We start from the raw sequence: 18100 nt of genomic DNA, 5'->3' as shown, positions 1-18100 counted from the left end.
TCCCATCCATCTCCCACGCTATGCGCAGGAGAGAAGGAGATAAAAAGCAAGGTTATGCTTCTTCTTTATTTAAATTAGATTCAATATAGTCAATTGCTTCTTGAATCGTGGTAATCTTTTCAGCTTTTTCATCAGGAATTTCTGTTTCAAATTCTTCTTCAAGAGCCATAACCAATTCCACAGTATCTAAAGAATCAGCACCCAAATCATCAACAAATGATGCATCATTCTTTAACTCTTCTTCTTTAACGCCTAACTGTTCAACAACAATTTTGCGAACACGCTCTTCAACTGTACTCATAACTTGATTTTCCTCTTTCGGTTGATGGAAATTTAAAAAAATTCCGGATTATTTAGTTAATTACACTCACTTCCACTTAACTTTGATTGCTTAAATCAGGTCTTAAATTTATTTAAATAGCTCCCAGGTAAAATATCAATCCAGCTATCATTTTAAACTTAATCAATCACTTATCTCGAAGCAATTCAAAATACCAAACAACCAAAGTTAAATGGAAGTGGTATAGTTTATTCATTTATACAGATAACGCAAGTGCATTTAATCCATATACATGCCACCATTGACATGAATTGTTTCACCCGTGATATATTTAGCACTTTCTGATGCTAAAAAAGCTACTGCTTCGGCTATATCTTTAGGCTCTCCCAGCTTTCGCATAGGAATTCTTTTTAACATTTCTTCCTTTACCATATCCGGTAAAGCCGCTGTCATGTCTGTATCAATAAAACCAGGCGCCACAACATTAACAGTAATTCCCCTGCTTCCAATTTCTTGCGCTAAGGACTTGCTGAAACCAACAATCCCGGCTTTTGCTGCAGTATAATTGACTTGACCTGAGTTTCCGCTTGAACCAACTACTGACCCAATAGAAATAATTCGTCCCCATCTGGCCCTAAACATGGGTTTTATACAGATTTTAGACATTTTGTATATTGAATTCAAATTCGTTTCGATTACTTTATACCATTCATCATCATCCATGCGCAGCAGTAAATTATCTGAGGTTATCCCAGCATTATTCACCAATATCGAAGGAGTCTGATTTTCATGAGCCAATTCACCGATTACTTTTTCGATTTGCTCCGAATCCGTAACATCCAGCACAAGCCCTTTCCCAGTTAATTTTTCCTTTTCAAAATAGGCATTTATAGATTGGGCGCCCTGCTCTGTAGTTGCTGTACCGTAAACAAATGCACCTTCTTGCGCTAATTTAAGGGCTATAGCCTGACCTATTCCCCGGCTTGCCCCTGTAACTAAAGCAATTTTCCCTTCCAGACTCATCATTTATTTTTCCTCTAGAAAAATATTTTATTTTTATAAAATGAGCATTTGCATGAATCATTTCACATCCATGCTATTAAGAATATGCTCACTCTACATCTCAAACGTCCAAGGAATCCGTGGGTTCCCAGGTTATACAAATTGCTCTTCAAGCTGTTCCAAACTAATAGTATCGTAAACGCTAATAGTATTTAAGCTTCTATCTATCCTCTTAATTAAGCCGCTCAAAACTTTTCCAGGACCACACTCCAGAACAAGTTCTACTCCATTATTTTTAAAGAGCTGAATCGTTTCGACCCAACGTACAGGGCTGTACAGCTGTTCAGTTAATTTTTCACGTATATGCTCTGCAGAATGATAAATACTTAAATCCACATTACTGACAACATCTGTTTTAGGAGTAGTAAATTCAATTTTTGCGAGATATTCAGCAAAAGATGCAGCGGCATCAGACAATAATGGACAGTGGCATGGAACGCTTACCGGGATCACTTTGGCTAGACGCGCACCAACATCCTCAGCCAGAGCTATTACTCGATTAACAGCTGGGGTATGTCCTGCCACTACAACTTGACCAATTGCATTATAATTTGCGGGAGTAACCACTTCATTCCCTTGGGAAGCTTGCGTGCATAAAGTGTTTACTTGCTCATCTGTTAAACCAACAATTGCAGCCATCGCACCTAAACCTAAAGGGACTGCATTTTGCATTACTTGCCCTCTACGTGCCACCAGGCAAGCAGCATCAAACAATGATAGTGCATTAGCACAAACCAAAGCAGCATACTCGCCAAGACTATGGCCAGCCATAATCATAGGCTGAGCAACGCTATGCTCCATTAAGAGTTTGTACACTGCAACATCTGCTGTAAGCATTGCCACCTGTGTATGTTCGGTTTGGTTTAATTTTTCTTCAGGTCCGCTTTGCACTAATTTCCATAGATCATAACCTACTGCCTCCGATGCTTCTGCGAAAGTGTTGACAACAACAGGATACTGCAACTCAAAATCAGCCAACATACCTACTGATTGTGAACCTTGCCCAGGAAATACAAATGCTGTTTTTACCATTAAAAATAGCTCCGAACTAAAAATTAATTCATAAAAGTAGTATAAAAAAGTAATTAATAACGAATTACCATAGCTCCCCAAGTCATTCCGCCACCAAAGGACTCAATCAATAATAATTCATCTCTTTTAATCTGATGGGTTCGAATAGAATGATCCAGGGCTAAAGGAATGGATGCCGCCGAAGTGTTACCCTGGCTACCAATAGTAACAATTACTTGGGACATAGGAAGGTCAAGTTTTTTAGCGATTGCTTGAATAATACGCATATTTGCTTGGTGAGGAATAAGCCATTGAATATCAGATTTTTTCAAATGACTGACCTCTAAAACTTCATCGACAACATCGCCCATAATTTTCACTGCGATTTTAAAAACTTCGTTACCACGCATGCTAATTGTAGCGCGTTGATTATCGAAGGTTGCATTACTCAAATTCAAGAGTTTTTCTGCATCATAAGAAGCATGTAAAACGCTCCCCATAATGCCTTGCCTGTCGCTTGCACTTAAAACTACTGCTCCAGCACCGTCTCCAAATAGGACACATGTTGCACGATCAGTCCAATCCACAGCTCTGGACATACTTTCACTGCCAATTACAAGAATATTTTTAGCAGCACCCGATTCAATATATTGTTTTGCTATATCCATAACGTATACAAAACCGCTGCAGGCAGCGCCTACATCAAAAGCAGGTATAGGTCGTTTAATTTTCAAAGCGTGCTGCACATAACAGGCAACCCCCGGAAAAAAATTATCCGGAGTACATGTTGCTACAAGGATTAAATCAATTTCATCCGCATTCAAACCTGAAGCACTTAGTGCTTGTTCAGCAGCTTTGGAAGCCATATATGAGGTGGTTTCATGAGGTTGGGCAATGCTACGGCTGCTGATTCCAGTCCTGGTGACAATCCACTCATCACTGGTATCCAACATTGATTCAAGTTCAAGATTAGTAAGTTGTTTCTCAGGAATATAACTTCCGGTACCACGTATTACAGCATTTTTCATAACAACAATCCCTGATTTATAAAATCATTTATTTGGGCACGCACTAAATCCACTACATTATTTTGAACTTCGATAACTGCTTGTTCAATTGCATGTTGAAATCCCAATTCATTGGCACCACCATGACTTTTAACAACGATGCCATTTAATCCCAACATGCTTGCGCCATTATAACGAGAAGGATCAAAGCGTTTTTTCAGATGCTTTAACGCTGGGCGGGCAATTAAAGCAGAAAGCTTGGTATACCAATTTCTATTAAAGGACTCCATAAGCAAACTTACAAAAAACTTTGCAAGGCCTTCACTTGCTTTCAAGGCTACATTACCTACGAAACCATCACAAACTACAAGGTCAACTTCTCCGGTATAAAAATGATCACCTTCTACATATCCGACATAATTCATTACTTCACATTCAGCAAGCATATGCGCCGTACGCTTCACCTGATCATTTCCCTTCATTTCTTCCACGCCGATATTCAATAAGGCGATTTTGGGTTTGGGTTTATTTGCCACTGCCTGCACCAAAGCAGATCCCATCACCGCAAACTGAAATAAATGTTCTGCACAAGAATCGACATTAGCACCCAAATCGATGACCCATGTCCTGCCGCGCATAGTAGGTAATTCAGAAACTATCGCAGGTCTGTCAATCCCTGGTAGGGTTTTTAAGACAAAACGTGCTGTAGCCATAAGAGCCCCGGTATTTCCGGCACTAACACAAGCCTGGGCCATTCCTTCCTTCACCAAGTTAATGGCCACACGCATGGAGGAATCTTTTTTGTTTCGTAATGCATGGGACGGCAATTCATCCATAGCCACGACTTCGGAAGCATGGACTATGGAGAACTGATTTGAAGAAGCCATACCGTGTTTTTTCAACAAAGCATGAATTTTGTCATGAACTCCAACAAGTATAAGCTTCAAATCCGGATTGTTATTTGCTGCGCGAATACAGGCAGGAACCACAACATTTAAACCATGATCCCCACCCATCGCATCAATTGCAATGGTGATATTTTTCAAGAAATTACTCTTTTTCTTCGTAAACGTTATCAGTGTCAATAACTTTTCTACCACGATAATAACCATCTTCAGTCATATGATGACGACGATGAGTTTCACCGGTAGTTGAATCTACAGAAAGTGTTGGCTTAGTTAAAGCATCGTGTGAGCGACGCATATCACGACGTGAGCGTGATTTCTTATTTTGTTGTACGGCCATTGTATTACTCCTAAACAAATTGCATTCATAAAGCGGGAATATTAGTGTTAATTAGATAAAATTTCAATAAAATTCATTTTTTCCCGTTAAAATTTGATTTATTTCACTGCTGCAATCATTAATTTCAGGATGAAACTGTGGCGCGTAGAGATGTAATTCATCAATAAGTATATCTTCCAAACTAACTTGCAGATTTTGAGAAACAATACATTCATAATGTTCGAGTATCTGCTCTGCCCTTTCATCATTACGACATACAGCAACTACCGTAATATTATCATATGGAAATTTAAATTCGTCCAGACAACGCTGGCACTGAATCGGCAGCTCCCCTTTAACATGAAGATGAATAAGGTAAAAATCCTCTTTCGCTTCAACATGGTAGCTTACTTCAAGCGGACATGAGGCAGTAATAAAATTTGGCAAACGGTCAGTGAGTATCACAGTCTTCGTTTGTTGACCTTGTTTAACCATTTCTTGTAAGTGCAGCATTATTGTCGTATCCTAAAGAGTTATATTTAAATAGTTCACTATTTTAGAACAATAGCCTAGGAAGCTGTATTTTTCCCATGATTGAAGCTGTTGATTCGAAAAAAATAGAATATTAAGCGGTATCTCAATTTTATGAAAGCTAAAGTTATAGTTGGAATGTCTGGCGGTGTTGATTCCTCGGTTGCTGCATGGTTACTGCAAGAAGCAGGCTATCAGGTTGAAGGCTTGTTTATGAAGAATTGGGAGCAGGATGATAAAGATGGGTTTTGTCCTGCAGCCCAGGATCTCGCAGATGCCCAAGCCGTATGTAATCAATTGCGCATCCCCCTTCATACGGTTAATTTTTCAGAAGAATATTGGCAACGGGTTTTCACTCACTTTTTAAATGAATATGAACAAGGAAGAACACCCAACCCTGATGTGTTGTGTAATAAGGAAATCAAATTTAATGCTTTTTTAAATCATGCTTTAACTCTTGGGGCAGATTACATAGCGACAGGGCATTACGCCAAAAATAAAATTAAGGGCGATGTCGGACTATTGTATAAAGCAAAAGACCGTGATAAAGATCAAACCTATTTTTTGCATGCCGTAGAACCTAAAGCTTTGGCCAAGACCTTGTTTCCGATTGGTGATTATACTAAACCCGAGGTAAGGGAATTTGCCAGCAAACTTGGCTTGGTTACCCAGGCTAAAAAGGACTCAACAGGCATTTGTTTTATTGGTGAAAAACGTTTTAAATCCTTTTTGCAAGAATTTATTCTAGCTCGACCAGGAGCGATAAAAAGTACTGACGGGAAAGTTCTGGGTCAACACGATGGATTAATGTTTTATACTTTGGGGCAAAGACAGGGTTTAGGAATTGGGGGCCTGCAACACTCTACTGATGATCCCTGGTATGTGGTGGATAAAGAAGTTGCTACGAATACCTTGTATGTAGCTCAAGGCAGCCAGCATCCCATGCTTTATGCACAAGGACTCATTTGTGGTCCCATTCATTGGCTCGCTGATTGCCAGGATAGTTTGCCACTAACGTGTTATGCCAAAACGCGATACCGTCAGGCAGAACAAGGCTGTATCATTTCCCCTCAAAATGAGCAACAGCATTACGTCATGTTTTCAAATCCGCAAAGAGCGGTTACGCCGGGACAGTATGTGGTTTTTTATGATAAAAACCAATGTCTGGGTGGTGCTACAATTGAACACATTATTCGATAATTAAGTTATACTTACAGGATACAACCGGAGTTAAAATGGCTGCTATTAATATATCCCCTACCACCAGCGACATCCACTTTTCTGTCAGCGCAGCAGACAAAGTGGCTGAACTTATCAGGGAAGAGGACAATTTGAACTTAAATCTACGCGTCTCAATTACAGGCGGAGGCTGCTCTGGATTTCAGTATGGATTTAGTTTTGATGAAGAAATCCATGAAGATGACACTGTAGTTGTCCAACACTGTTCAGATGGCGTTTCTACTGTAAAACTACTCGTTGATTCAATGAGTTATCCATACCTCCATGATGCTGAAATTGATTACATACAAGGCATACAAGGCGAGCAATTTGTGATTCGTAATCCCAATGCGAAAACGACTTGTGGATGTGGCTCATCATTCAGCATTGATGAGGATGATTATTAAAAACACTGCGGGTGTAACGAAGCTGAAATTTTATTCTAGCTTCGCTGCACCTCTTCCAGGTAATTAGTAAGGCTTCACAATAACCTTGGTTCCTATCTTTATAAAATTCTTACTTAGCCATTTAGCATCGCTGGGATGTAATCGAATACAACCATGACTTGCATTATAATTTGGTACTTCATAAGAACCATGTATCGCATAATATTTTGTAAAGAACATACAATAAGGCATAGGTGAACCACCACGACCTATTGGATATCGGCTGGAAACACACCCTGGCCCCCCCTTACTCCATACCGTAAAAACCCCAATGGGTGTTTTACATCCTCTATGAATGTCGGGACAGTATTTCCTGCCTCCCGATCCCTTGCCGATACGAACTATTTTTCCATTTGAATCAATAGCTTTCCATGTAAGAGTTTTGGGATTGAACACAAAGGTGTTGGCAAATGCGGAGGAAGAACAAAAAAGAAAAATGAAAAATAAAATAAAGAGAAAACAAGCTGATTGTGATACGGTAGAACATTGTTTTTCCATAATAAATTCCTAATAGTTTATTCCTTCTTCATCTTTATTTTAGATTATTTTTTAACCAAAACAAATTTCCTTTAGGCAGAATGAACTTATTTGTTCTACTATTTAATGGAATGATGCTAAAAGGTATTCAATCATGACTAAATATTTGCATACAGCTGTCTACATTTTTTTGGGGTGTGTACTGATTTCTTTTGAAGCGAATGCTGAGGAAAAATCCACGAGTACTGGTGCATCCACCGATAATGCCTTAGTTGTATCTAAAGAGCAGTGGTTAAAAGCAGTTACACCTTTATTGCCCGATCTTATTTGCAAGGGATTTGAAAATGATCCCCAGTTAAAAAAACGTCTTGATGACATTAAAATGAACTATGAACAATGTGTGGCTAAAATTCCGGACAGTATCAGTAAATGCCAACAACAGCTGTATGGCAGTATTCCCGATAAAATCGATAATGACAGTGCTGCAGTTTGGGGAAAATCCCTAGGGGAATGTATTGGTAAGGATTTTGCCATCAAATATCTCATTCCTCAAAGCTGATTGAAATCAGTAAAGCGAGGAGGTATTGATATCACACAAGCAAGACACCATCACTAAAAGCTGTCTTTGGTGATGGTAACCTGTGTGGTTAAAAAATCAGGTGGAATTAACTACCCTCCCAATGATTCACCCCTGATTTCTTACTTAAAAATTCAATAAAAGCATGATGTGATTCAAGTTCACCATTATCAGCTTGTAAAACAACAGGATTCGCCAAACATAGGGCTGTAACTTCCTGATTTTTAACTTTGGCATGAATGGATGTTTCTTCAACTTCGGAGAAGAGACTGGATTGACCGCCTGTCATCGCCAGATAAACATAGGCAAGAATCTCGGCATCGAGTAAAGCGCCATGCAGTTCTCGATTAAAGTGATCTATTCCAAATCGTTTACATAAAGCATCCAGGCTGTTCCGTTGACCAGGATATTTATCGCGTGCCAATACCAAGGTATCAATAATAGAACAATACTCCTCCAGTTTCTTATTCCATTGAATCAGTTTGAGTTCGGAGTTTAGAAAACCTACGTCAAAGGGAGCGTTGTGAATTATTAGTTCAGCGCCTACAATAAATTGCCAAAACTCCTCGGCTTTTTCTGCAAATAACGGCTTGTCTTGTAGGAATTCATTACTAATCCCATGGACGCGAAAAGCCCCCTCATCAACTTGACGCTGGGGATTAAGGTATACATGAAAATGTTTCCCTGTTAATTTTCTATCAAATAATTCCACACAACCAATTTCAATAACACGATGCCCTTGCTCGTGCCCTATTCCCGTGGTTTCAGTATCCAAAACAATCTGACGCATTATTTACTCACTTAGTTCTTCTATAGCCTGATTCGCCAAAGCATCAACCCGATCATTTTCTATATGACCTGAATGCCCTTTTACCCAGTGCCATTTTATTTGGTGACGTGAAGCCAGTTCATCCAGCAATTTCCAAAGATCGGCATTTTTGACAGGTTCCTTTTTGGAATTACGCCAACCATTTGATTTCCAATTCGCTAACCATTCCGTCATACCTTGTCTCAGGTACTGAGAATCAGTATACAAATCAACAGTACATGGCCGCTTTAAGGCCTCCAGACCTTTAATAGCAGCCATAAGTTCCATCCGATTATTCGTAGTATGTGTTTCTCCACCGTATAAAGTTTTTTCCTGTCCCTTGTAACGAAGCAATACTCCCCACCCTCCCGGTCCTGGGTTTCCTTTACAGGCACCATCGGTATAAATTTCAATAGTCACATTAAATCCTATTTTTTATCCCACAAATGGAAAAATGGAGTAGCAAACTCCTCAGCTAATATTTTATTTTTGACTGCGGCTATATCCGGGGCAAAAAAACGATCTGCATCATAAGGTGCGACATAAGATCGTAATCGATTATGAACCTCTTCCAATCGTAACGATGATTTTAAAGGTTTATGAAATTCTATTCCCTGGCCCGCAGCCAACAGTTCAATAGCCAATATAGTTGCTGTATTATCATTCATATCATGCAATCTTCGTGCAGCACTTGTGGCCATAGACACATGATCCTCCTGGTTAGCAGAGGTTGGGAGACTGTCTACAGAGTGAGGATGAGCCAGGGCTTTATTTTCACTGGCACAAGCAGCAGCAGTGACGTGCGCAATCATAAATCCAGAGTTTAATCCACTTTCCTTGATTAAAAAAGCGGGTAAGCTGCTAAAATTTTTATCAATTAACAAAGCAATGCGCCGTTCGGAGCTTGAGCCGATTTCAGCGATTGCCAAAGCAAGGTTATCCGCTGCCATGGCAACAATTTCCCCGTGGAAATTGCCCCCGGAAAGGATTTGTTCCTGTTCACTAAACACAAGGGGATTATCAGAAATAGCATTAACTTCTACTTGTAATGTCTCCCTTACAAAACGAATTTGATGCAAGATGGCACCCATAATTTGAGGTTGACATCTTAAAGAATAAGGATCTTGTACCCTTGAGCAGTGAAGATGTGAAGCTCGAATCTCACTTCCGGCTAATAATTCACGATAGCATGCCGCAACAATTTCCTGAGCTTCATAACCCCGTGCCTGTTGAATCCTTTTATCAAATGGAACATCACTCCCATTTGCTGCATCAACCGATAAGGCACCAGTGATAAGAGCTGTTTCAAATAAACATTCAGCAGTAAATAGAGCATTTAAAGCAATCGCAGTAGATACTTGTAACCCGTTTAGAAGTGCCAAACCTTCTTTTGCTTCCAATTCAATGGGTTTTAGGCCTGCAATTTCAAGGCCCTCCACAGCCGAGATCATTTTACCTTGAAAGCGTACTTCGCCTACACCCAGTAAAGGTAAAGACATATGAGCTAGAGGTGCCAAATCCCCAGAGGCGCCCACGGACCCCTTCGATGGAATACAAGGAAAAACTTTATGGTTATATAAAGATATCAACGCCTCAATGAGTTCCGTACGAACACCTGAATACCCTTGCGCCAGATTATTTATCTTCAATAACAAAATTAAGCCGACAATTTCATCAGAAAGCAATTCCCCTGTGCCGCAAGCATGAGAGAGAACGATATTACGCTGCAAATGTTTCAAATGCTCTTCAGAAATCGTCTGATTTGCTAATGAACCAAACCCCGTATTAATTCCATATACCGTTTTTTTATCATGAAGTATTTTCTGCACCGTCTGATGTGATGCATTAATTTGTTCATATGCATCTTTAGCAAGCACACATGTGAGCTGGTTTGCTAAAATTTGCTTAATCGAATGCAAGTCCAACTCACCTGGTTGAAGAATAAACGATTCTTGCATTACTTACCTCCTTAAAATAATGTGGGCAATATACCCAATACGGGATTACAACACCCCCCAACTTTTTGGCTTTAATTACTTATAAATTTAATCTTCCATAGGCAACCAAAGACCATTTTCCTTGGCGCATTGTTTTGCAAGTTCATACCCGGCATCCGCATGACGCATCACCCCTGTAGCAGGATCATTATGAAGTACCCGTGATAACCGTTGTGCTGCTTTTTCTGTTCCATCGGCAACAATCACCACACCTGCATGTTGGGAAAATCCCATTCCTACACCACCACCATGATGGATACTGACCCAGGTAGCACCACTGGCACAGTTTAATAAGGCATTGAGCAAAGGCCAATCAGATACGGCATCACTGCCATCCACCATCCCTTCAGTTTCACGATTAGGGCTTGCAACGGAACCTGAATCCAGATGATCCCGGCCTATAACTATAGGAGCCTTAACCGCACCCGTACGCACCATTTCATTAAAAGCTAATGCCAAACGAGCCCGATCTTTGAGCCCCACCCAACAGATCCGTGCAGGCAATCCCTGAAATGCGATTTTTTTCTTAGCCATATCAAGCCAATTATGCAAATGCTTGTTATCCGGAATGAGTTTTTTTACCATCTCATCCGTAGCATAGATATCTTCCGGATCACCCGATAAGGCGACCCACCGGAAAGGACCTATTCCCTCGCAAAACAAAGGGCGTATGTATGCAGGTACAAACCCTTCGAATTTAAACGCATCCTTCTCCCCTGCTTCAAAGGCCATTTGTCGGATGTTATTTCCATAATCAAAAACAGGAATACCTCTTTTTTGGAATTCAAGCATTGCATGTACTTGGGTTGCCATAGATTCTTTTGCTGCAGCAACAACCTTATCTGGTGCAGTTTCCCGCAACTTTGCTGCTTGCTCCAAAGTCCATCCCGCAGGCAGATAACCGTTTAATGGATCATGGGCGCTTGTTTGATCCGTTACGAGTGCCGGAGTCACTCCTCTTGCAACCAACTGAGGAAAAATTTCAGCAGCATTTCCCAAAACAGCAACTGATATTGGATTTTTTTCCTTACACGACTCATCAATCCAGCTTAGTGCTTCTTCCAGATTTGATGTATAGCGATCCAGGTATCTGGTCTTCAGACGTTTTTCTATCCGGGATAAATCACATTCAACCGCCAGAACGCTAGCCCCCGCCATAGTTCCAGCTAAAGTTTGTGCACCGCCCATACCGCCTAATCCACCGGTTAAAATCCAGCGCTCTTCAAGATTTCCTGCATAGTGTTTACGGGCCGCAGCAACAAATGTTTCGTAAGTTCCCTGGACAATACCTTGTGAACCGATGTAAATCCAGCTCCCGGCAGTCATTTGCCCGTACATCATTAACCCTTTTTTGTCTAATTCATTAAAATGCTCCCAGGTAGCCCAACGCGGAACTAAATTCGAATTGGCAATCAGGACACGAGGAGCATCTTCATGAGTAGTAAAAACGCCAACGGGCTTTCCAGATTGAATCAATAAGGTTTGCTGATCACTTAAGGTTTTAAGGACTTCCACAATTTTATTGAAGCAGTCCCAATTTCGTGCCGCCTTTCCTAAACCGCCATATACAATTAAAGAATCCGGGTCTTCAGCTACCTCAGGATCCAGATTGTTGCACAACATCCGGAGGGCTGCCTCAGTAAGCCAACTTCTGGCTTGTTTCTGCGGGCCTTGATTGGCTTTAATTACTCGATTTGAGTTGAATTCTTCCATTAAAAATGCTCCATAAGAACTAAAATAAAAGCATCATACACCAGACCCATTTCAGCGCATAGATACAAATTTCAACTTGAGAATTTGGAAGCTACCCTGTGAAGGTATCAGACTTTTTCTATTATCTATTTTCCTACTTACACTCTATAAAACAGGAACTTACCGTGAGCATTATGAAAGCATATTGTCTACTATTATTCATGTACTTATGATATAATGGGATTAGGTTAATTAACTGTATAGATGTCGCGTGCACACCAACTCTGAAAAACACCCCAAGTCCCTTCGTATTTTTTTCGCAACCGAGATGTGGGAACGATATGGTTTTTATGTAGTTCAGTCCCTTTTAGCACTTTATTTGGCATTACATTTTAAATGGCCTGACAAACAAGTTTATGCTTTAGTAGGGTCATTCACGGCATTAACCTACCTTTCTCCTGTAGTAGGTGGATGGATAGCTGACAAATTAATAGGGCAAAAAAGAGCCGTCTTACTTGGAGCCGTTGTTCTTTTTTTAAGCTATTGTACTCTCTCCCTTGTAGATAACACAAATGCACTTACTGCCTCCCTTGCCGCAATAGCCGTAGGTACTGGCTTACTAAAACCTAATATTTCATCGCTTTTGGGTAATGAATATCTGATGAGCTCGGCTCGTCGGGAAAGTGGTTTTACCATTTTTTACATGGGGATTACCACCGGTATTATTTTAGGAACTACACTTCCCAGCATTCTAAATGATTATTTTGGCTGGGCAGCTTCATTCATCAGCGCTGCAATGGGTATGGTGGTCGCTTTTGTGGTATTTTTTTACGGGATAAGAAAATACAACATTAGGGATTATAACCCTTTTGTTTTTCAATATAAAAAAATCATTACTGCGGCAGTCTTGATGCTATTCCTGTGGTCCTTGTCTTTTTATATCCTCAATTCTCCGCAATTGGCCAATATTGTTTTTGGTCTGGTGGTAGTATTTTCAGCCGGATACATTTTGTATTCTGTCAGCGGAGAAAATGCAAATCAGTCAAGACAGACTTTGGTAATTGGCTTATTGTGCATCATATCAGTGGTATTCTGGTCGTTTTATTTTCAAATGTTTATGTCATTGACTCTATTTATATCACGGGTTGTTGAACCTACATTTTGCGGCATTCAATTTCCTCCGCCTTATTATGTGACCATTCAAAGTATTGGTATGTTAATCATTGGTTATTTTCTCGCAAAGAAAAATCCCCAACTCAATCTGGTAGAACGCGGCTTAAGTATTGGGAAAAAATTTCTGTTTGCAATTTTTATTACGACCGTGGCTTATGCGGTAATCGCTCTAGTAAGTAATTTTACTGATAAGAACGCATTACTTTCCCCGCTTTTGATTGTCCCGGCTTATTTAATGTTTTCATTAGCCGAGCTCCTGTTATCCCCTGTTGGCTTATCCGCCATTACTCTTTTGGCGGATAAAAATAAAGTGAGTACCTTGATGGGTATTTTCTTCGTGTCTCTGGGAATTGGCGGGTTTTTGTCAGGGAAGCTTGCCTCTTTAACAGCCATCCCTTCGGGAGAAACCAATACAGCAGTATTAAAAACTCTCTATGCCGCTGCATTTACGCAACAACTGGGAATACTGTTTATTGCTACATTATGCTGTCTGGTTTTATATGCAGTGATTAAATTTTTATTGACTCATGTACATTTAACTGAATAACAAGGCGTTTGGATGGATTAAAAATATAAAAACGAGGGAAGTATCTACTCCAACTCTTTTTATATAGCTAAAATACTGCTATCATTCAGCGCTTTTTATAAATGATTCGCTAACTTATGTCAGAACAAAATCCAGTATTAAACAAACTATTACAGCTTCTTGATGATAATCAAGCCATTGACATTAAAGTAATTGATGTTCGAAAACAAACAACTATTACTGATTATATGATTATTGCTTCGGGGCGTTCATCCCGCCACGTTAAAGCAATCTCTCAAAAAATAATGGAAGATATGAAAAATTCCGGCTCTCCTGCAATAAATTGCACGGGATTGGAAACAGGAGATTGGGTTCTTATTGATTTTAGTGATTTTATAATTCACGTCATGCAACCGGAATACAGGCAATATTATAATCTGGAAGGTTTGTGGGAAGAACACCCGGAAAAATAGACATATCGATTGATTAATTATGTTAAAAATCACCATTATTACTTTAGGTAATAAAATGCCTGATTGGGTTACTCAAGGTTCAAATGAGTACGCCAAACGATTTAATGATGGAATTCAACTAAAAATAATTGAGATCCCGTTGATTCGTCGCAGTAAATCGTCGGACTTATCAAGAATTATGGAAAAAGAAGCGGTTTTGATGAAAGATGCTTTACCTAATGGAGCGCGGCTAATCGCTTTGGAGATCGAAGGTAAGGCCTTTAGCAGTGAAGAATTAGCTCTTAAAATTTCACATTTGAACCAAACAACAAGCCATCTCTGCTTTTTAATCGGCGGCCCCGAAGGCCTCTCGCAAGACATTCTCAAATTGTGTGATGAACGCTGGTCTTTATCAAAGCTCACTCTTCCCCATCCCCTGGTGCGTATTATTTTACTGGAAACCTTGTATAGGGCATGGTCTATCATTAACAATCATCCCTACCACAAGTAAAACATGTTGCCTTGTTGTAATTGCAGTGCGAATTCGCTGGGTTAATCCCTGGCTTCAGAGCTAGAAAACAACTCCATTTTAAGTTACTATGCATCTTTTTTGGTTCCAGCTTAAATGACTGTGCGTCAATGAGTCTAAATCCATCTTTTAAAAATTATCGAATAGAATCCCAGCATCAGCTTTTTCGAATAAACTTGTTGGTTGCTTTTCTCATTATCTTATCCTTGATTCTTGTTTTAAGACTCGCCTTTTTGCAAATTTCCGAATTCAAAAAATATCAAACACTCTCCTTAAAAAATCAAATGAGTATTATTCCCATAGCTCCGCCCAGGGGAGTAATCCTTGATAGAAACGGAGTGTTATTGGCAGAAAATATACCCGTTTATGTTCTGGAAATTATCCCCGAACATGTTAAAGATATGGAACACACATTAGTGGAACTCCAGAAATTGATTCCTTCCATCTCTGAGGAAGACATAAAGAATTTCAAGCGAATTCGAAAACAAAATCGCTCTTTCGTACCCATACCTATTAAATTGAAATTAACGCAAGAAGAAGTAGCGCTTTTTGCTATTAATCAATACCATTTTCCAGGAGTCAGCATTAAAGCACGTCTGATGCGTCATTATCCCCTGGGGGAAATTACAGCACATGTTTTGGGTTATGTCGGAAGAATCAATGTGGAAGAATTAAAATCAGTTGATCCTACCAATTATCGTGCTACTAATTTTATTGGTAAGGCCGGCATTGAAAAATATTATGAGGACGTACTTCATGGAAAAGTTGGGTACCAGATGGTTGAAACTGACGTCAGCGGGCGCACCCTAAGGGTTGTTGATAAAATTAATCCCCGCTCGGGAGCAAAACTTTATTTAAGTATTGATGTCAGACTACAAAAGGCAGCATATGAAGCCCTCAAAGATAAACGAGGAGCTGTTGTCATGATTAATTCTAAAAATGGAGAGGTTTTGGCTATGGTAAGCTCTCCAAGTTTTGATCCCAATATTTTTGTAGGGGGAGTAAGTGCCAAAGAATATAAAAAACTATCCAATACCTTACAAAGACCTCTATTTAACCGGGCAGTAAGAGGTGTATATCCACCCGCATCCACAATTAAACCTTTTGTGGGGTTAGCTGGTTTGGATAAAGGTTTTGTCACCACAGCAACAACAATTTATGATCCAGGCAGATACAAACTGCCTACGGCCAGCCACATCTACAGAGACTGGAAAAAAACTGGTCATGGAATGATTAATTTTAAAAGGGCAATCACTGTTTCTTGCGATACTTATTTTTATCAATTAGGAAATAAAATGGGTATTTCCAATATTGAAGACATGCTGGTCAAATTTGGCTTGGGTCATTTAAGCCATATTGATCTGTATGAAGAAGCTTCGGGTATCGTACCCAGTTTACGATGGAAAAAACAAACTAAAGGGGTTCCCTGGTATCCCGGAGATACTCTAATCTCTTCCATAGGTCAGGGTTTTATGCTTGCCACCCCACTACAAATGGCTAATGCAACAGCCTCTTTGAGCCAACATGGCCGACGGTTTAGGCCGCACTTATTAACGAAAACCGTAAACAGCGACAGCGGTGAAATTAACCACTACAAGCCTATTGAAGAGTATCCCATTTATCTGAAAGAGGAAGCAAATTGGGACATTGTTGCAGATGCAATGCATAACGTATTAATCAGTAATGAAGGTACCGGTTATCGGTTTGGACGCAACCCTCCTTACCCGGTTGCAGGAAAAACAGGTACTGCACAGGTATTTAGCGGCAGACAATACGAAAAAACAAAATATGAGGACATTCCGGAAGCATTACGCGATAACTCATTGTTTATTGCATTTACTCCGGTTGAGGAACCGGAAATTGCGCTTGCAGTTGTTGTTGAGAATGATGTTGCCGCATCCATGGTCGCCCGCAAAGTGCTCGATACTTACTATCAACTTTATCCGCTGAAATCTTATGAACAGAAGACACACTAAACCCGTTTATCGCTTTACCGCAAAATCGCTTCATCTGGATTATCCTTTGCTGGGATTATTGCTTGTGCTAATCAGCTTTGGCCTTTTGATATTGTATAGTGCCTCCAACGCAAATTCCGGTATGATTTTACGTCAATCGATGAGACTTGTTTTTGCATCGTTTATTATGATTGTCCTGGGCTTTATTCCACCCCATAAATATAAAATATGGACTCCCTGGATATATACCGTTGGATTAACTCTGTTAATTGCGGTAATGCTTATGGGAAAGATCGGGAAAGGAGCCCAACGTTGGCTTGAACTGGGTTTATTTCGCTTCCAACCTTCCGAAATCATGAAATTGGCGGTCCCCATGATGGCCGCCTGGTACTTTGATCGACAAGCCCGCCCCAGTAGTTTTAAATCTTTGGCTACCGCAGGACTCATTATCTGCGTCCCTGCCCTGCTTATTGCCAAACAACCCGATTTGGGGACGGCCATTATGGTGGCTGCTGCTGGACTTTGCGTTGTATTTTTAGCCGGGATCCGTTTTAAGGTTATTCTATTACTCATACTGCTGGTAGGAGCTGCGATTCCAGTTGTGTGGCATGGAATGCATGATTATCAAAAGCAACGTGTCTACACATTGCTTGATCCGGAACAAGACCCCTTAGGGGCTGGATATCATATTATCCAATCTAAAATAGCTATTGGTTCAGGTGGTCTTTCCGGAAAAGGTTGGTTACAAGGAAGCCAATCCCATCTCAACTTTTTACCCGAACATGCTACTGATTTCATCTTTGCCGTGACCAGTGAAGAATTTGGGTTTGCCGGGGGATTCACCATTATCATGCTCATTGTCCTAATTTCTTTAAGAAGTTTAAACATCGCCTCAAACGCCCAAACTACTTATACTCGCCTCCTGGCTGCAAGTCTTGCCATGTCTTTCTTTATGTCCGGCTTTGTTAATATTGGGATGGTTATGGGGATTATTCCTGTTGTGGGGATTCCTTTGCCTTTAGTGAGTTATGGCGGTACGGCAATGGTTACCTTTTTGGCGAGCTTTGGTATCTTGATGTCCATCAGCTCACACAAGATTCTATTCAACAGTTTATATTAGATTTGGGGCGCAACG

The 18100-nt window shown here is 40.2% G+C and carries 20 protein-coding genes; 8 read left to right on the top strand and 12 right to left on the bottom strand.

The window, feature by feature from the left end; genetic code table 11:
- Positions 1-52: 52 nt before the first annotated feature.
- From acpP to KYQ_RS03875, 7 genes are all read right to left on the bottom strand, one after another.
- Complete coding sequence (acpP, locus tag KYQ_RS03905; RefSeq protein ID WP_003631752.1) at positions 53-301, bottom strand: acyl carrier protein; 249 nt, start codon at positions 299-301, stop codon at positions 53-55.
- A 258-nt stretch (positions 302-559) separates the two neighbouring features.
- A complete protein-coding gene (gene fabG, locus KYQ_RS03900) occupies positions 560-1306 on the bottom strand; it encodes a 3-oxoacyl-ACP reductase FabG (protein WP_019349662.1) in 747 nt (248 codons plus the stop codon).
- A 129-nt stretch (positions 1307-1435) separates the two neighbouring features.
- Entirely contained in the window at positions 1436-2374 is a 939-nt protein-coding gene (fabD, locus tag KYQ_RS03895; protein WP_010653873.1) for an ACP S-malonyltransferase, read from the bottom strand.
- 53 nt (positions 2375-2427) lie between these two features.
- Complete coding sequence (locus KYQ_RS03890; protein ID WP_010653874.1) at positions 2428-3381, bottom strand: beta-ketoacyl-ACP synthase III; 954 nt, start codon at positions 3379-3381, stop codon at positions 2428-2430.
- Complete coding sequence (gene plsX, locus KYQ_RS03885) at positions 3378-4406, bottom strand: phosphate acyltransferase PlsX (protein WP_010653875.1); 1029 nt, start codon at positions 4404-4406, stop codon at positions 3378-3380. Before plsX ends, KYQ_RS03890 begins: the two co-directional genes overlap by 4 nt.
- 4 nt (positions 4407-4410) lie before the next feature.
- Positions 4411-4605: a 50S ribosomal protein L32 gene (gene rpmF / locus KYQ_RS03880; RefSeq protein WP_010653876.1), complete on the bottom strand. Its 195-nt coding sequence runs from the start codon at positions 4603-4605 to the stop codon at positions 4411-4413.
- Positions 4606-4668: 63 nt separating this feature from the next.
- Positions 4669-5097 (bottom strand): YceD family protein, encoded by a 429-nt coding sequence (locus KYQ_RS03875; protein WP_010653877.1) that lies wholly within the window; start codon positions 5095-5097, stop codon positions 4669-4671.
- A gap of 132 nt (positions 5098-5229) precedes the next feature.
- Here KYQ_RS03875 and mnmA point away from each other — a divergent pair, with 132 nt between their 5' ends.
- Positions 5230-6315, top strand: coding sequence for a tRNA 2-thiouridine(34) synthase MnmA (mnmA, locus tag KYQ_RS03870; protein ID WP_019349661.1), 1086 nt, complete (start codon positions 5230-5232; stop codon positions 6313-6315).
- Between the two features lie 35 nt (positions 6316-6350).
- Entirely contained in the window at positions 6351-6740 is a 390-nt protein-coding gene (gene erpA / locus KYQ_RS03865; RefSeq protein WP_010653879.1) for an iron-sulfur cluster insertion protein ErpA, read from the top strand.
- Between the two features lie 63 nt (positions 6741-6803).
- Here the strand turns inward: erpA and KYQ_RS03860 are convergent, their stop codons facing one another.
- The gene (locus KYQ_RS03860; protein ID WP_010653880.1) at positions 6804-7277 is read right to left on the bottom strand and encodes a L,D-transpeptidase; all 474 of its coding nucleotides are present in this window, start codon (positions 7275-7277) and stop codon (positions 6804-6806) included.
- Between the two features lie 133 nt (positions 7278-7410).
- Between KYQ_RS03860 and KYQ_RS03855 the strand changes: the two genes are divergently transcribed.
- Positions 7411-7815, top strand: coding sequence for a hypothetical protein (locus KYQ_RS03855; RefSeq protein WP_010653881.1), 405 nt, complete (start codon positions 7411-7413; stop codon positions 7813-7815).
- A gap of 106 nt (positions 7816-7921) precedes the next feature.
- Here KYQ_RS03855 and dnaQ read toward each other — a convergent pair whose 3' ends face one another.
- The 4 genes from dnaQ to hutU all read right to left on the bottom strand — a co-directional run bounded on the left by dnaQ (position 7922) and on the right by hutU (position 12351).
- On the bottom strand, positions 7922-8623 hold the full coding sequence (gene dnaQ / locus KYQ_RS03850) for a DNA polymerase III subunit epsilon (protein WP_010653882.1): 702 nt from the start codon (positions 8621-8623) through the stop codon (positions 7922-7924).
- Positions 8624-8626: 3 nt separating this feature from the next.
- Positions 8627-9061: a ribonuclease HI gene (rnhA, locus tag KYQ_RS03845; protein ID WP_010653883.1), complete on the bottom strand. Its 435-nt coding sequence runs from the start codon at positions 9059-9061 to the stop codon at positions 8627-8629.
- An 8-nt stretch (positions 9062-9069) separates the two neighbouring features.
- Entirely contained in the window at positions 9070-10599 is a 1530-nt protein-coding gene (gene hutH, locus KYQ_RS03840; RefSeq protein ID WP_010653884.1) for a histidine ammonia-lyase, read from the bottom strand.
- Between the two features lie 87 nt (positions 10600-10686).
- Entirely contained in the window at positions 10687-12351 is a 1665-nt protein-coding gene (gene hutU, locus KYQ_RS03835; RefSeq protein ID WP_010653885.1) for a urocanate hydratase, read from the bottom strand.
- A gap of 250 nt (positions 12352-12601) precedes the next feature.
- On the opposite strand from hutU, the gene KYQ_RS03830 reads away from it, so the two are divergent.
- The 5 genes from KYQ_RS03830 (at position 12602) to rodA (ending at position 18085) form a co-directional block, all read left to right on the top strand.
- Positions 12602-14050, top strand: coding sequence for a peptide MFS transporter (locus tag KYQ_RS03830; protein ID WP_010653886.1), 1449 nt, complete (start codon positions 12602-12604; stop codon positions 14048-14050).
- 116 nt (positions 14051-14166) lie between these two features.
- Entirely contained in the window at positions 14167-14502 is a 336-nt protein-coding gene (gene rsfS / locus KYQ_RS03825) for a ribosome silencing factor (protein WP_010653887.1), read from the top strand.
- Between the two features lie 19 nt (positions 14503-14521).
- The gene (rlmH, locus tag KYQ_RS03820; RefSeq protein WP_010653888.1) at positions 14522-14992 is read left to right on the top strand and encodes a 23S rRNA (pseudouridine(1915)-N(3))-methyltransferase RlmH; all 471 of its coding nucleotides are present in this window, start codon (positions 14522-14524) and stop codon (positions 14990-14992) included.
- A 128-nt stretch (positions 14993-15120) separates the two neighbouring features.
- Complete coding sequence (gene mrdA / locus KYQ_RS03815) at positions 15121-16986, top strand: penicillin-binding protein 2 (protein ID WP_010653889.1); 1866 nt, start codon at positions 15121-15123, stop codon at positions 16984-16986.
- Entirely contained in the window at positions 16967-18085 is a 1119-nt protein-coding gene (rodA, locus tag KYQ_RS03810; RefSeq protein WP_010653890.1) for a rod shape-determining protein RodA, read from the top strand. Before mrdA ends, rodA begins: the two co-directional genes overlap by 20 nt.
- Positions 18086-18100: the final 15 nt, after the last annotated feature.

Source organism: Fluoribacter dumoffii NY 23, assembly GCF_000236165.1.
Taxonomy (GTDB): Bacteria; Pseudomonadota; Gammaproteobacteria; order Legionellales; family Legionellaceae; genus Legionella; species Legionella dumoffii.
The sequence above is the reverse complement of the archived record's forward strand: the minus strand, read 5'-3'. Positions and strand labels throughout refer to the sequence as shown.

Excerpts from the sequence above, each read along its gene's own strand:
- acpP (WP_003631752.1), bottom strand. The coding sequence starts at position 301 with ATGAGTACAGTTGAAGAGCGTGTTCGCAAAATTGTTGTTGAACAGTTA.
- fabG (WP_019349662.1), bottom strand. The coding sequence starts at position 1,306 with ATGATGAGTCTGGAAGGGAAAATTGCTTTAGTTACAGGGGCAAGCCGG.
- fabD (WP_010653873.1), bottom strand. The coding sequence starts at position 2,374 with ATGGTAAAAACAGCATTTGTATTTCCTGGGCAAGGTTCACAATCAGTA.
- KYQ_RS03890 (WP_010653874.1), bottom strand. The coding sequence starts at position 3,381 with ATGAAAAATGCTGTAATACGTGGTACCGGAAGTTATATTCCTGAGAAA.
- rpmF (WP_010653876.1), bottom strand. The coding sequence starts at position 4,605 with ATGGCCGTACAACAAAATAAGAAATCACGCTCACGTCGTGATATGCGT.
- KYQ_RS03875 (WP_010653877.1), bottom strand. The coding sequence starts at position 5,097 with ATGCTGCACTTACAAGAAATGGTTAAACAAGGTCAACAAACGAAGACT.
- mnmA (WP_019349661.1), top strand. The coding sequence starts at position 5,230 with ATGAAAGCTAAAGTTATAGTTGGAATGTCTGGCGGTGTTGATTCCTCG.
- erpA (WP_010653879.1), top strand. The coding sequence starts at position 6,351 with ATGGCTGCTATTAATATATCCCCTACCACCAGCGACATCCACTTTTCT.
- KYQ_RS03860 (WP_010653880.1), bottom strand. The coding sequence starts at position 7,277 with ATGGAAAAACAATGTTCTACCGTATCACAATCAGCTTGTTTTCTCTTT.
- KYQ_RS03855 (WP_010653881.1), top strand. The coding sequence starts at position 7,411 with ATGACTAAATATTTGCATACAGCTGTCTACATTTTTTTGGGGTGTGTA.
- dnaQ (WP_010653882.1), bottom strand. The coding sequence starts at position 8,623 with ATGCGTCAGATTGTTTTGGATACTGAAACCACGGGAATAGGGCACGAG.
- hutH (WP_010653884.1), bottom strand. The coding sequence starts at position 10,599 with ATGCAAGAATCGTTTATTCTTCAACCAGGTGAGTTGGACTTGCATTCG.
- hutU (WP_010653885.1), bottom strand. The coding sequence starts at position 12,351 with ATGGAAGAATTCAACTCAAATCGAGTAATTAAAGCCAATCAAGGCCCG.
- rsfS (WP_010653887.1), top strand. The coding sequence starts at position 14,167 with ATGTCAGAACAAAATCCAGTATTAAACAAACTATTACAGCTTCTTGAT.
- rlmH (WP_010653888.1), top strand. The coding sequence starts at position 14,522 with ATGTTAAAAATCACCATTATTACTTTAGGTAATAAAATGCCTGATTGG.
- mrdA (WP_010653889.1), top strand. The coding sequence starts at position 15,121 with ATGAGTCTAAATCCATCTTTTAAAAATTATCGAATAGAATCCCAGCAT.
- rodA (WP_010653890.1), top strand. The coding sequence starts at position 16,967 with ATGAACAGAAGACACACTAAACCCGTTTATCGCTTTACCGCAAAATCG.